The organism is Mycobacterium sp. E1386, from assembly GCF_001672745.1.
GTDB lineage: Bacteria > Actinomycetota > Actinomycetes > Mycobacteriales > Mycobacteriaceae > Mycobacterium.
In genome coordinates, this window is sequence record NZ_LZKH01000074.1 from 1 (window position 1) to 13,705 (window position 13,705).

Sequence of the window (13,705 nt, forward strand, 5' to 3'; positions counted from 1 at the left end):
GCGCCGACAGGGTGACCAGCCGCCCACCCGGGCGGAGCACCGGAAACGATCGCTCCAACGTCTCACCGCCGACGGTGTCGATCACGACGTCGTAGACGGCGTCTTCGAATGTCTCGGTGCGGACGTCGATCACCCGGACGGCACCGAATCCCCGGACGAGGTCACCGGCATCGCTGCGCACCGTCGCGGTGACCCGCGCGCCCAGCATCGCGGCCAGCTGAACCGTCAGGGCGCCCACCCCGCCCACGCCGCCGTGCACCAGCACGGCCTCATCCGGCCGCACGCCGGCGTGGTCCACCAGGGCCTGCAGGGCGGTGAGGCCGGCCAGCGGCAGCGCGGCGGCGGCGGCGTGCGACACGGTCGACGGCTTGGCGGCCAGGTCCCCCGCGGCGACGCAGACGAATTCGGCCGCCGCGCCGTCCCGGTCGAACTGGATCAGCCCGTACACCTCGTCGCCGGGCGCGAAGTCCGTCACACCCGGGGCCACCTCGGCGACGACGCCCGACACCTCATGCGACGGGATCACCGGCGTCCGGCTCACCCCGTCGCGGGTCCAGGTCTCCTCCCACGTCAACTCGTCGAACGTGATGGCGGCGGCGTGGACGGTCAGCAAGACTTCGCCCGCGGCCGGGACCGGCACCGGCGCCCGCTCGACCACCAGTTGCTCCGGGCCGCCCCGGTGGTGCGCCCGCAAAGCCCGCATCTCGGTCACGGTAGCCGCCAATCGATGGGATCGGCGCCCATGCCCGTGAGCAGTTCGTTGGCGCGGCTGAACGGACGCGATCCGAAGAACCCCCGGGATGCCGACAGCGGCGACGGGTGCGGCGACTCGATCGCCACGCAATTGCCCTCTGCCAGCATCGGTTTGAGCGTCGACGCGTCGCGGCCCCAGAGGATCGCCACCATCGGCTGTGAGCGCGCCGACAGCGCACGGATCGCGCACTCGGTCACCGCCTCCCAGCCCTTACCCCGGTGCGAGGCCGGATTACTCGGGCGCACGGTGAGCACCCTGTTCAGCAACATCACCCCGCGCTCGGCCCACGGCGTCAGGTCGCCACACGAGGGCTGCGGATGCCCGAGGTCGGCGGCGTACTCGTCGAAGATGTTGGCCAGGCTGCGCGGCAGCGGGCGCACGTCGGGGGCCACCGAAAAGCTCAGGCCCACCGCGTGGCCCGGCGTGGGGTAAGGGTCTTGCCCGACGATCAGCACCCGGACGCCGTCGAACGGAAAAGTGAACGCGCGCAACACGTTCGGCCCCGCCGGCAGGTACCTGCGCCCGGACGCGATCTCGGCCCGCAGGAATTGGCCCATCGCGGCGACCTGATCGGCCACCGGCTGCAGCGCCCTCGCCCACCCCGGCTCGACGAGTTCGCTCAACGGCCGCGCCGTCGTCGCCGGTCCTTTCGAAGCATCAAGGCTCATCGCGCCACCCTAACGGTCATACGACTGCCAGCCGGCGTAGCCGGTCCACTCGTGCCCGTCGACAAGGACTTCGGCCTTTCCCTCGAGAACCCGTCCGATGATCCGCCATCCGGCGGGCGCGGGACCGGCGAAACATGCCACCAGGGCGTGGTCTTCACCACCGCCGAGCACCCACGACCATGGGTCGGCGCCCGCGGCGGCGGCCGCAGCGGTCAGTGCGTCGTGGTCGGCGGTGAGCGCCGCCGTGGACACATCCATCGCTACCGCCGATGCCTCGGCGACGTGCCGCAGGTCGGCGATCAGGCCGTCGGAGACGTCGATCATCGCTTGCGCTCCCCCAGCGGCCGCCGCTACGCCCTGGCCGTAGGGCGGCTGGGGAACCAGGTGCCGGCGGCGCAGCGAATCGAACCCCTCGATCCCCTTGCCGAACAACGAAAGCCCGGCCGCCGAGCGGCCGAGTTCACCGGCGACCGCGATCACCGAGCCCGCTGTCGCACCCGACCGCAGCACCGGTGCGCGGCCGTCGAGGTCACCCAGCACCGTCACGGAGATCACCCATTGCGGGCAGCTGACGAGGTCGCCGCCGGCGATGCCCGCGCCGATGCGCTGCGCCTCGTCCCACATGCCGCCGACCAGCCCGTCGACGTCGGCCGCCGGAGTGTCACCGGGCGCGCCGAACGCGACCACGAAGGCCGTCGGCCGGGCCCCCATCGCCTCGATGTCCGCGGCGTTCTGGGCGATCGCCTTGCGGCCGACGTCGCGGGGGGTCGACCAGTCCAGCCGAAAGTGCCGGTCCTGTACCAGCATGTCGGTCGACACCGCGATGCGCCCGTCCCTGGCTTGCACCACCGCCGCATCGTCACCCGGCCCGACCGCCACCGCCGCCGGCTGCCGACGGCCACGCACCAAACGATCGATGACGGCGAACTCCCCGAGCTGCTGCAGTGTGGGTTCCGATGCGTCGTCGCGCACGCCACCTCCTCCGGCGCTTGGGTCCCCCGCGTGGGCCTCTGTCGGGTCGCCGACCTGCGGTAAGTTGGTCTACTGCCCGCGCGAGCGGCCCGCGCCAGTGTAGAACCCTGCACCGCTGTGCCAGAGATAGGAGGTGCGCGGCGGTGACGACCGACCCCGATACCCGCCCCGCCGCCGACACCGGTCCGCCCGCCGCGATGATCATCGCCGCGGTCGCGGTGGCCGTCGTGGCGATCGGCGTGATCCTGGTGATCGCGGCGAATCGTGAGGCGCCGCCGCAACCGGTCGCCGTACCCGCCGCACCGGCGCCGCAGGCCGACAGCCCCGCATGCCGGGCGTTGGCCGGGGCGCTTCCGCAGCGGCTCGGCGATTATCAACGCGCGCCCATCGCCCAACCGGCGCCCCACGGCGCCGCCGCATGGCGGGCCGGCCCGGACGGCGAGCCCGTCGTGCTGCGCTGCGGACTCGACCGTCCCGCGGAATTCGTCGTGGGATCTCCGATTCAGGTCGTCGACCGCGTGCAGTGGTTCGCCGTGCGCCCCGAACAGCAATCCGCCAGTGATGCGGGCAGGTCCACCTGGTACACCGTGGATCGGCCGGTCTATGTGGCGCTCACGCTGCCCTCGGGATCCGGCCCGACGCCGATCCAGCAACTCTCCGAGGTGGTCGACCGCACCATCGCGGCGGTCCCGATCAACCCGGGGACCCCGGCTAGTTAACGCAGGCCCACACCGCGGGCCAACGCCGTCTCGACCATGGTCGCCAGCAGCGTCGGATAGTCCACTCCGCTGGCCGCCCACATCCTCGGGTACATCGAAATCGTGGTGAACCCGGGCATCGTGTTGATTTCGTTGAGCACCGGCCCGTCGTCGGTGAGGAAGAAGTCGACCCGGGCCAAACCCTGACAGTCGATGGCGTTGAACGCCCGGATCGCCAAATGCCGGATGGTGTCGGCGATGTCGTCGTCAACCTTGGCCGGGACGTCCAATTCCGCTGCGTCGTCCAGATATTTGGTGGCGAAGTCGTAGAACGAATCCTCGCGTCCGCGTACCCCGGCCACCCGGATCTCACCCAACGTGCTGGCTTCTATTGTGCCGTCAGGCATTTCGAGCACGCCGCACTCCAGCTCGCGGCCGACGATCGCCGCCTCCACGATCACTTTCGGGTCGTGGCGACGCGCGACCGCGACGGCGGCATCCAGGTCGTCCCAGCGCGCCACCCGGGTGACGCCGATCGAGGAGCCACCACGGGCGGGTTTGACGAACACCGGCAGACCCAGCCGCTCGCACTCGACGGGTCGCAGGGTCGACCGGGACGGGCGCAGCACCGCGTACGGGCCGACCGGAAGCCCTTCGGCGACGAACAGCTTCTTGGTGAACTCCTTGTCCATGCCCGCCGCGCTGGCCAGCACGCCGGCGCCGACATAGGGCACGCCCGCCAACTCCAGCAGACCCTGGATCGTGCCGTCTTCTCCGTACGGACCGTGCAGCACCGGGAACACCACGTCGACGGACGCCAGGACCTCGCCGGCCCCGGACGAGAGGGAGACCAGTTGGCCGCCGCGCCGCGGGTCCGCCGGCAGGGCCAGTTCGGTTCCCGACTGCGCGGTCACCTCGGGCAGCCGCCGGTCGCTGATGGCCAGCGCGTCGGGGTCCCCGTCGGTGAGCACCCACGACCCTTGCGGAGTGATGCCGATCGGGACCACCTCGAACCGCTCGGGGTCGAGATTGCGCAGGATGCTGCCCGCAGACACGCACGAAATGGCGTGCTCGTTGCTGCGCCCACCGAAGACGACGGCGACGCGCACGCGGCTTCCGCTGGCACTCACAACCTGGAGAGGCTACCGGTTGCGCGGCCCGCGGGCCGGGCGGCGGGCCACTAGCTGGGGTTTCGGTCGCGGCGCGGTCACTCGGGCTTGGTCCTGCGTCCCAGCAGCAGGGCCATCGCCTCGTCCACCGACAGCCCCTTGTGACAGACGCGGTGCACGGCGTCGGTGAGCGGCATCTCGACGTCGTAACTGGACGCGAGCGCCAGCACCGACTCGCTGGACGTCACGCCTTCGACGACGTGCCCTTCCCCTGCCCGCATCGCCGATTCCATCGTCCCGCCGCGACCCAGGCGCTCGCCGAACGATCGGTTCCGCGAATACGGCGACGTGCACGTCGCGACCAGGTCACCGACGCCGGCCAGCCCGGCCAGCGTGGCGCCCTTGGCGCCGAGCGCAATGCCCAGCCGCATGATCTCGGCCAGACCGCGGGTGATGATCGCCGCCGCGGTGTTTTCGCCAAGCCCGACGCCGGCCGCCATGCCGCACGCGAGCGCGATGACGTTCTTGCACGCCCCGCCGATCTCGGTGCCGACGACATCGCTGTTGGTGTACGGCCGGAGATATCCGGTGTTCAGCATGCGCTGCAGGGCGACCGCGCGCCCGGAGTCGCTGCACGCGACGACGGTGGCGGCGGGCTGGCATTCGGCGATCTCGCTGGCCAGGTTGGGCCCCGAGACCACCGCGACCTGAGCCGGATCGACACCCGTCACCGAAACGATGACCTGGCTCATCCGCATCAGCGTGCCCAGCTCGATGCCCTTGGCCAGGCTGACCAGGGTGGCGCCGTCGGCTATCAGCGGTGCCCACCCTTCGAGGTTGGCGCGCATCGTCTGCGCGGGGACCGCCAACAGCACCGTCGAGGCAAAGCCCAGCGCCTCCGCCGCATCGGTGGTGGCGCGGACGTTCGCCGGCAGTATCGCGCCGGGCAGATAGTCGGGGTTGGAGCGGGTGGCGTTGATCCGGTCGGCGACCTCGGATCGACGGGCCCACAACATGACCTCCACGTCGGGTTCGCCGGCCTCGACGAGCACCTTGGCCAGCGCGGTGCCCCACGCCCCGGCACCCATGACCGCGATGGCGCCCTTCGAGCTGGCCATCCACCACCCCCGTCTGTCGTCTCCGCGTGTTGCAGCCGATACACCCTAGATCAGCGGCCGTCACGCGAGCTAGCGCGTCCGCGTTCACCGGTCGCTGGCAGGATGAGATCTCATGAGCGGCACACGAGCCGACGAAGCGGGCAGAGACGTCGCCCTGATCGTCGCCGTCAAACGCTTGGCCGCGGCCAAGACGAGGCTGGCCCCGGTGTTCTCGGCGCGCACCCGGGAGAGCGTGGTGCTGGCCATGCTGATCGACACCCTGACCGCCGCGGGCCGGGTGGCATCGTTGGGCTCGATCACCGTCATCACGCCCGATGAGGCCGCGGCCGCCGCGGCGACCGAGCTGGGCGCCGAGGTGCTGGCCGACCCGACGCCCGAGGGGCACGGCGACCCGCTCAACAACGCCATCGCCACCGCCGAACGGGCCGTCGGCGGTTTTTTCCCGAATGTCGTTGCGTTGCAGGGGGATTTGCCGGCGCTTCAGACGCAGGAGCTGGCCGAGGCGATCGCCGCCGCGCGTCATCACCGGCGCAGCTTCGTCGCCGACCGGCTGGCCACGGGAACCGCGGCCCTCTTCGCCTTCGGCGCACCGCTCGATCCGCAGTTCGGTTCCGATTCGTCGGCGCGACACCGGCGTTCGGGTGCTATCGAGCTGACCGGTGCGTGGCCGGGCCTGCGCTGCGACGTCGACACTCCCGACGACCTCGCCACCGCACGCCGGCTGGGGGTGGGCGCGGCCACCGCCCGTGCGCTCGCCCAGCACTGACTCGACCGGCGACGCGGCGTACCTGTCCACGCGGTGAACGTCGGCCCAACGGCGAATGGATGTCCGCCGAGCGCTAGCAGCATCGGCGAGTGATGAGCAATGATCGCAGGGTGACCGAAACCGAAGCTGAGGCGCGCCCCGAAGAGAACTTGTGGCATCAAGGCGACTCGGCCGTGGCAGCGCCGCCCGCCGCGACGCCCTCCGCGCTGACCGACCTGCCGGAGGACCGCTATCTCAACCGGGAGCTGAGCTGGCTGGACTTCAACGCCCGCGTGCTGGCGCTGGCCGCCGACAGCTCGTTGCCATTGTTGGAGCGGGCCAAGTTTCTGGCGATCTTCGCCTCCAACCTCGACGAGTTCTACATGGTCCGGGTCGCCGGCCTGAAGCGCCGCGACGAGATGGGGCTGTCGGTGCGCTCCGCCGACGGCCTGACGCCGCGCGAGCAACTGGCCCTGATCGGTGAGCAGACGCAGCGGATCGCGACCCGGCACGCGCGGGTGTTTCTCGATTCGGTGCGACCGGCGCTCGCCGAGGAAGGCATACATATAGTCACGTGGGCCGATTTGGATCAGAGCGAGCGCGATGAACTGTCCACCTATTTCCACGAACAAGTCTTTCCCGTTCTCACGCCGCTCGCCGTCGATCCCGCTCACCCCTTCCCGTTCGTCAGTGGCCTGAGCCTGAACCTGGCGGTCATGGTGCGCCAGCCCGAGGACGGCGGCCAGCACTTCGCGCGAGTGAAGGTGCCCAACAACGTCGATCGCTTCGTCGAACTGGGCGCGCGCGAGACCGATGACGGCGAAGGCCCCACCATAATTCGCTACCTGCCAATGGAAGAGCTGATCGCGGCCTTCCTGCCGGTGCTGTTCCCTGGCATGGAGATCGTCCAGCATCATGCCTTCCGCATCACCCGCAACGCGGACTACGAGGTCGAAGAGGACCGCGACGAAGACCTGTTGCAAGCGCTGGAACGGGAATTGGCGCGCAGGCGGTTCGGGTCGCCGGTGCGACTCGAGGTCGCCAACGACATGACCGAGAGCATGCTGGAACTGCTGCTGCGCGAACTCGACGTGAACCCGGGTGACGTCATCGAGGTGCCGGGCCTACTCGACCTTTCGTCGTTGTGGCAGGTCTACAGCGTCGACCGGCCGGCGCTGAAAGACCCGGCATTCGTCCCGGCCACCAGTCCCGCATTCGTCGACCGCGAGACGCCCAGGAGCATCTTCGCAACGCTGCGCGAAGGCGATGTGCTGCTTCATCATCCGTATGAGTCGTTCTCCACCAGCGTGCAGCGATTCATCGAGCAGGCCGCCGCCGATCCGAATGTGCTGGCGATCAAGCAGACTCTGTACCGCACATCCGGCGATTCGCCGATCGTTCGGGCGCTCATCGCCGCCGCGGAGGCCGGCAAGCAAGTGGTGGCGCTCGTGGAGATCAAGGCGCGCTTCGACGAGCAGGCCAACATCCGCTGGGCGCGAACGCTGGAGCAGGCGGGCGTGCACGTCGTATACGGGTACGTCGGGCTCAAGACGCACTGCAAGACCTGCCTGGTGGTCCGGCGCGAGGGCTCGGCGATCCGGCGCTACTGCCACATCGGAACCGGCAACTACAACGGAAAGACGGCGCGACTGTACGAAGACGTCGGTCTGCTGACAGCCTCTCCCGAGATCGGGGCCGATCTGACCGACCTGTTCAATTCGCTTACCGGCTACTCGCGCAAGGTCTCCTACCGCAACCTTCTGGTCGCCCCGCACGGGATTCGCACCGGCATCATCGAACGCGTCGAGCGCGAGATCGCCGCCCACCGCGAACACGGCGGCGGCCGGATCCGGCTCAAGATGAATGCGCTCGTCGACGAGCAGGTCATCGACGCGCTCTACCGCGCGTCGATGGCGGACGTGCGGGTGGAGGTGGTGGTGCGCGGCATCTGCGCGCTGCGCCCCGGCGCCGAAGGATTCTCGGAGAACATCGCGGTGCGCTCGATTCTCGGCCGCTTCCTCGAGCATTCCCGCATCATGCATTTCAATCGCATCAACGAGTTTTGGATCGGCAGCGCGGACATGATGCACCGCAACCTCGACCGCCGCGTCGAGGCGCTGGTTCAGGTGAAGGATCCCAGGCTGACCTCATATCTGGACGACCTGTTCGAGTCCGCGCTGGACCCGTCCACCCGGTGCTGGGAGCTGGGGCCCGACGGACAGTGGATCGCGTCACCGCACGACGGCCACACCGTGCGCGACCATCAAGTGTCGTTGATGGAGCGACACCGCAGTCCGTAGCCTCTGCGTGGTGATTTACGGTGGTCTTCCGGCCGCACCGCAAACGTGTGCGCGGTCCCGACCGAATTGACCTGCAGGAGTTGAGTTGCCGACCAAGAGCTCGTCCACCGCTCGGCGTCCGGGAAGCCGGATCGTCTATGCCGCCGGCGCGGTCTTGTGGCGGCCGACCGATTCCTCCAACCCCGGCCTCGAGCTCGCGGTGATCCACCGCCCCCGCTACGACGACTGGTCGCTGCCGAAGGGGAAGGTGGATCCGGGCGAGACCGCGCCCGTCGCCGCGGTGCGGGAAGTGTGCGAGGAGACGGGGCAGCATGCGGTCCTGGGCCGTCGGCTCGACATGGTGAGTTACCCGATCGAGGCGGGCGTCAAGAAGGTCTACTACTGGGCGGCGCGCAGCCATGGCGGAGACTTCATCCCCGGCAACGAGGTCGACGAACTGGTGTGGTTGCCGATACCCGACGCGCTGAAGAGACTGAGCTATTCGCATGACCGAAAGATGTTGCGCCACTTCATGAAGCACCCTGCCGACACCCGCTCGGTGGTGGTGGTGCGACATGGCACGGCGGGACGGAAATCACGGTTCAAGGGCGACGACACCCAGCGACCGCTGGACAAACGCGGGCGCGCGCAGGCCGAGGCACTGGTTCCGCAGCTGCTGGCGTTCGGCGCCACCGACGTGTATGCGGCCGACCGCCTGCGCTGCCACCAGACGGTGGAACCGCTGGCCGAGGAATTGGGCGTGACGGTGCACAACGAGCCGACCCTCACCGAGGAGGCGTACGGCAAGAGCCCCAAACGCGGCCGGCACCGAATGCTCGAGATCGCCGAGCACGAAGGCACACCGGTCATTTGCACTCAGGGCAAGGTGATTCCGGACTTGATCGCGTGGTGGTGCGAGCGGGACGGGATACGTCCCGACAAGTCGCGCAACCACAAGGGCAGCACCTGGGTGCTTTCACTATCAGGTGGCCGGCTGGTGGCCGCCGACCACATCGGCGGCGCGCTGGCCGCCAACGTGCGGGCCTGACACGCGAATACCCTTCGGGCGCACCACTGCGGCCCGAAGGGTATTCGCGTTGAGAACTCGGCTGCTGCCTTAACGGCGACCGCGACGCGCGGTGGCCTTCTTGGCCGGAGCCTTCTTCGCCGCGGTCTTCTTGGCCGGCGCCTTGGTCGCGGCCTTCTTGGCCGGAGCCTTCTTCGCCACGACCTTCTTCGCCGCGGTCTTCTTGGCCGGGGCCTTGGTCGCGGCCTTCTTGGCCGGGGCCTTGGTCGCGGCCTTCTTGGCCGGGGCCTTGGTCGCCGCCTTCTTGGCCGGGGCCTTCTTGGCGGCGGTCTTCTTCGCCGCGGCCTTCTTGGCGGGAGCCTTCTTGGCGGCGGTCTTCTTGGCCGCGCCGCTTGCCACTACACCACGCTTCACTGCAGGTCCTTCCGACGGGAGACGCTGTGCGCCAGAGACAACCGCTTTGAATTGAGCACCGGGGCGGAACGCCGGGACGGAGGTCGGCTTTACCTTCACCGTCTCGCCGGTACGCGGGTTGCGGGCCACGCGGGCCGCGCGGCGCCGTTGCTCGAAAACACCGAACCCGGTAATGGTGACGCTGTCGCCCTTGTGCACGGCACGCACAATGGTGTCGACGACGTTCTCGACGGCGGCGGTTGCCTGCCGACGGTCGGTGTTCAATTTTTGAGTGAGCACATCTATGAGCTCTGCCTTATTCATCCAATCCCTCCGACGCTAGTGGTCCTCGATTTGAACCGACTAGTGCACACGGTAAACCCTCACCCAGCAAATTTCCAAGAGCCACGCGCAATTTCAGGGTCGGACAATCCGACGTTTCGCAATCCGGTTGCCGCCCTTGACCGGTGGCGGGACTGGGAAATCGGCCCGGTTTAGTTAGGTGAGCGAGAAGAAATTCCGGCGTTCTCGACCGTTCAGGAGGCGGGCAGAGTGCGCGGTTTCCACTGCGGATAGGCGGCCTCGTAAGATTCGATCTTGTCGAGTTTCCGCAGCGTAAGGGCTATATCGTCGAGGCCTTCGAGCAATCGCCATGCGGTGTGGTCGTCAATCTTGAACGGCAACACCGTCGTTCCGGCGGTGATATTTCGATCTTGAAGATTGGCAGTGATTTCCAGTCCCGGACTCTGCTCGATGAGCTTCCAAAGGAGTTCCACGCCGTCCTGAGAAACTTCGGCCGCCAGCAGACCCGCCTTCCCGGCGTTGCCCCGGAAGATGTCACCGAATCGAGACGAGATGACCACCCGGAACCCGTAGTCCATGAGCGCCCACACCGCGTGCTCGCGGGACGAGCCGGTCCCGAAATCGGGGCCGGCGACCAGGACCGTCCCACGGTCAAAGGGACTGAGGTTGAGGACGAATGAGGGATCCGAGCGCCAGCTGGCGAACAACCCATCCTCGAAACCGGTTCGGGTGACGCGCTTCAAATACACCGCCGGAATGATCTGATCGGTGTCGACATTGGACCGCCGCAACGGCACGCCGATACCGGTGTGGGAGTGAAATGCTTCCATGCTCATCTCTTCTTCTCGATTGGGTCAGTTCAAATCGGCCGGGGCGGACAATGTGCCGCGAACCGCCGTCGCGGCGGCTACGGCCGGTGACACCAGATGCGTGCGGCCGCCTTTCCCCTGGCGCCCTTCGAAGTTGCGGTTCGACGTGGCCGCGCACCGCTCACCCGGCGCCAGCTGGTCCGGGTTCATTCCCAGGCACATCGAGCAGCCCGCCTGTCGCCATTCGGCGCCAGCTGCGGTGAAAACCTCGCCCAGCCCTTCGGCTTCGGCCTGCGCCCGCACCCGCATGGACCCGGGCACCACGAGCATCCGCACTCCGGGCGCCAGCTTGCGGCCGCGCAGCACGTCGGCGACCACCCGCAGGTCTTCGATACGACCGTTGGTACAAGAGCCCACGAACACGGTGTCGACCGCAATATCGCGCATCGGAGTGCCCGGCCGAAGGTCCATGTAAGCCAAGGCTTTCTCGGCGGCCTGCCGCTCGGCGTCACCGGCCATCAGCTCCGGGTCGGGCACGGCCGCGGCCAGCGGCACTCCCTGACCGGGATTGGTTCCCCACGTCACGAACGGACTCAACGATGTTGCGTCGAGGCGGACCTCGGTGTCGAAGACGGCACCGGGGTCGGTGTGCAACTCCTGCCAATAGCGCATCGCCGCGTCCCATTGCGCCCCCTGCGGCGCGTGCGGTTTGTCGCGCAGGAATTCAAAGGTGGTGGCGTCCGGGGCTACCATGCCCGCTCTGGCGCCGGCCTCGATGCTCATGTTGCAGATCGTCATCCGGCCTTCCATCGACAGTGATTCGATGGCGCTGCCGCGGTATTCGATGACGTGCCCCTGACCGCCGCCGGTGCCGATCTTGGCGATCAAGGTGAGAATGATGTCCTTGGCCGTCACCCCGGCGGGCAATTCGCCCTCGACATTGACCGCCATCGTCTTGAACGGCCGCAGCGGCAACGTCTGCGTGGCAAGCACGTGCTCGACCTCCGAGGTGCCAATGCCCATTGCCAGTGCGCCGAATGCGCCGTGCGTCGACGTGTGACTATCACCACAGACAACGGTCATTCCCGGTTGGGTCAGACCCAATTGCGGCCCGACGACATGCACGATGCCCTGCTCGATATTGCCCATCGGATAAAGGCGAATGCCGAATTCGGCGCAGTTGCGGCGCAACGTTTCGACCTGGGTGCGCGACACCGGGTCGGCGATCGGCTTGTCGATGTCGACAGTGGGCACATTGTGATCCTCGGTGGCCAGTGTCAGATCGGGCCGTCGCACCGGACGGCCGGCCAGCCGCAGCCCATCGAAGGCCTGCGGGCTGGTGACCTCGTGCACCAGATGCAGATCGATGTAGATCAGGTCGGGCGCCCCCCCGTGTTCGGGGTCGCTCCCTTTATCCACAACGTGGTCGTCCCAGACCTTTTCGGCCAGGGTGCGCGGCTTGCCGGATCCCATCTGCATTCGCCTCAATTCCTCATCCGCGGCTCGCCGATCGACCATGGGCTGTGATCTCAGAGTGCGAGACGCTAGTATCTCCTTGTGAGACAGCATAGCGGCATCGGCGTACTCGACAAAGCTGTGGATGTCCTGCACACAGTTGCCCAATCCCCATGCGGACTGGCCGAACTGTGCGAACGAACCGGATTGCCCAGGGCCACCGCGTATCGGCTGGCCGCAGCGCTGGAGATCCATCGCCTGCTGGCCCGCGACGACGAAGGCCGCTGGGGACTCGGTCCGGCCGTCACCGAGCTCGCCGCCCATGTCAACGATCCGCTGCTGGCCGCCAGTGCGGGGGTGCTTCCCCTGCTGCGCGAGACCACCGGGGAAAGCGTGCAGCTGTACCGCCGCGAGGGCACGGAACGGGTCTGTGTGGCAGCCCTGGAACCGGCTGCGGGCCTTCGCGATACGGTCCCGGTCGGGGCGCGATTGCCGATGACGGCGGGCTCGGGCGCCAAGGTGCTGTTGGCCCACAGCGACGCGGCGACGCAAAAAGCGGTGCTACCGTCCGCGAAATTCACCGAGCGCACGCTGGCCGAAGTGCGCCGGCGCGGCTGGGCACAAAGCGTGGCCGAGCGCGAGCCCGGGGTGGCGAGCGTGTCGGTTCCCGTGCGCGACAGCCGCGGTGCCGTGATCGCCGCAATCTCGGTGTCGGGACCCGTCGACCGCATCGGCCGGCGTCCCGGCGCGCGCTGGGCCGCCGATCTACTGGCCGCGGCCGAAGCGCTCACCCGCCGGCTCTGACCGTCGCGTGGATGCTTCCTTCGCGACCGGCGCACAATCGAGCGCACGGGGCCTGACAGACTGACCGCCATGGGAACCAATCAGCGCGCGAGCATCGTCATGTCCGATGACGAAATCGCCGACTTCGTCGTCAAGAGCCGCACCGGCACGCTGGCCACCGTCGGCCCCGACGGCCAGCCGCACCTGACCGCAATGTGGTACGCCGTCGTGGACGGCGAGATCTGGCTCGAGACCAAGGCCAAGTCGCAGAAGGCGGTCAACCTCAAACGCGATCCCCGGGTGAGCTTCCTGATCGAGGACGGCGACACCTATGACACGTTGCGTGGCGTGTCGTTCGAGGGCGTCGCCGAGATCGTCGACGACCCCGACGTCGCACACCGGGTCGGGGTCAGCGTGTTCGAGCGTTACACCGGGCCTTACACCGACGAGATGAAGCCGTTCGTCGAGCAGATGATGAACAAGCGCGTCTGCGTGCGAATCGTCGCCCACCGCGCCCGCTCGTGGGATCACCGCAAACTCGGTCTGCCGGCCATGCCCGTGGGTGGATCCACCGCACCGGCAGTGCTGGGCA

14 protein-coding genes are annotated in these 13,705 nt (G+C 68.3%); 6 read left to right on the plus strand and 8 right to left on the minus strand.

Annotated features, from left to right (window positions below):
- The 3 genes from A5709_RS07695 to A5709_RS07705 form a co-directional block, all read right to left on the minus strand.
- A partial coding sequence (locus A5709_RS07695) for an NADP-dependent oxidoreductase (RefSeq protein WP_068119209.1) occupies nucleotides 1–703 on the minus strand: 703 nt, incomplete at its 3' end.
- A 5-nt stretch (nucleotides 704–708) separates the two neighbouring features.
- Entirely contained in the window at nucleotides 709–1,422 is a 714-nt protein-coding gene (locus tag A5709_RS07700; protein ID WP_068119202.1) for a uracil-DNA glycosylase, read from the minus strand.
- Between the two features lie 9 nt (nucleotides 1,423–1,431).
- On the minus strand, nucleotides 1,432–2,394 hold the full coding sequence (locus A5709_RS07705) for a thiamine-phosphate kinase (RefSeq protein ID WP_067948217.1): 963 nt from the start codon (nucleotides 2,392–2,394) through the stop codon (nucleotides 1,432–1,434).
- 197 nt (nucleotides 2,395–2,591) lie between these two features.
- On the opposite strand from A5709_RS07705, the gene A5709_RS07710 reads away from it, so the two are divergent.
- Complete coding sequence (locus tag A5709_RS07710; protein ID WP_082953420.1) at nucleotides 2,592–3,113, plus strand: DUF3515 domain-containing protein; 522 nt, start codon at nucleotides 2,592–2,594, stop codon at nucleotides 3,111–3,113.
- Here A5709_RS07710 and A5709_RS07715 read toward each other — a convergent pair.
- The gene (locus A5709_RS07715; protein WP_067948221.1) at nucleotides 3,110–4,222 is read right to left on the minus strand and encodes a D-alanine--D-alanine ligase family protein; all 1,113 of its coding nucleotides are present in this window, start codon (nucleotides 4,220–4,222) and stop codon (nucleotides 3,110–3,112) included. The two genes, A5709_RS07710 and A5709_RS07715, sit on opposite strands and share 4 nt — an antisense overlap.
- Nucleotides 4,223–4,299: 77 nt before the next feature.
- Nucleotides 4,300–5,319 (minus strand): NAD(P)H-dependent glycerol-3-phosphate dehydrogenase, encoded by a 1,020-nt coding sequence (locus A5709_RS07720; protein WP_067948223.1) that lies wholly within the window; start codon nucleotides 5,317–5,319, stop codon nucleotides 4,300–4,302.
- A gap of 112 nt (nucleotides 5,320–5,431) precedes the next feature.
- Here A5709_RS07720 and cofC point away from each other — a divergent pair, with 112 nt between their 5' ends.
- The 3 genes from cofC to A5709_RS07735 all read left to right on the plus strand — a co-directional run bounded on the left by cofC (nucleotide 5,432) and on the right by A5709_RS07735 (nucleotide 9,391).
- Nucleotides 5,432–6,085, plus strand: coding sequence for a 2-phospho-L-lactate guanylyltransferase (gene cofC, locus A5709_RS07725; RefSeq protein WP_067948225.1), 654 nt, complete (start codon nucleotides 5,432–5,434; stop codon nucleotides 6,083–6,085).
- A gap of 89 nt (nucleotides 6,086–6,174) precedes the next feature.
- Nucleotides 6,175–8,364 carry an RNA degradosome polyphosphate kinase gene (locus tag A5709_RS07730; protein WP_067948226.1) on the plus strand — a complete coding sequence of 730 codons (2,190 nt, stop codon included), beginning with the start codon at nucleotides 6,175–6,177 and terminating at the stop codon, nucleotides 8,362–8,364.
- A gap of 85 nt (nucleotides 8,365–8,449) precedes the next feature.
- Complete coding sequence (locus tag A5709_RS07735) at nucleotides 8,450–9,391, plus strand: NUDIX hydrolase (protein ID WP_067948227.1); 942 nt, start codon at nucleotides 8,450–8,452, stop codon at nucleotides 9,389–9,391.
- Nucleotides 9,392–9,460: 69 nt separating this feature from the next.
- Here the strand turns inward: A5709_RS07735 and A5709_RS07740 are convergent, their stop codons facing one another.
- From A5709_RS07740 to leuC, 3 genes are all read right to left on the minus strand, one after another.
- Nucleotides 9,461–10,087, minus strand: coding sequence for an HU family DNA-binding protein (locus A5709_RS07740; RefSeq protein WP_067948229.1), 627 nt, complete (start codon nucleotides 10,085–10,087; stop codon nucleotides 9,461–9,463).
- Nucleotides 10,088–10,299: 212 nt separating this feature from the next.
- Nucleotides 10,300–10,896 (minus strand): 3-isopropylmalate dehydratase small subunit, encoded by a 597-nt coding sequence (leuD, locus tag A5709_RS07745; RefSeq protein WP_067948231.1) that lies wholly within the window; start codon nucleotides 10,894–10,896, stop codon nucleotides 10,300–10,302.
- A gap of 24 nt (nucleotides 10,897–10,920) precedes the next feature.
- Complete coding sequence (leuC, locus tag A5709_RS07750) at nucleotides 10,921–12,354, minus strand: 3-isopropylmalate dehydratase large subunit (RefSeq protein ID WP_156744967.1); 1,434 nt, start codon at nucleotides 12,352–12,354, stop codon at nucleotides 10,921–10,923.
- A 78-nt stretch (nucleotides 12,355–12,432) separates the two neighbouring features.
- Here leuC and A5709_RS07755 point away from each other — a divergent pair, with 78 nt between their 5' ends.
- Nucleotides 12,433–13,134, plus strand: coding sequence for an IclR family transcriptional regulator (locus A5709_RS07755; RefSeq protein WP_067948233.1), 702 nt, complete (start codon nucleotides 12,433–12,435; stop codon nucleotides 13,132–13,134).
- A gap of 69 nt (nucleotides 13,135–13,203) precedes the next feature.
- Nucleotides 13,204–13,705 (plus strand): pyridoxamine 5'-phosphate oxidase family protein (locus tag A5709_RS07760; protein ID WP_068119206.1); only part of this gene is annotated, 502 nt, incomplete at its 3' end.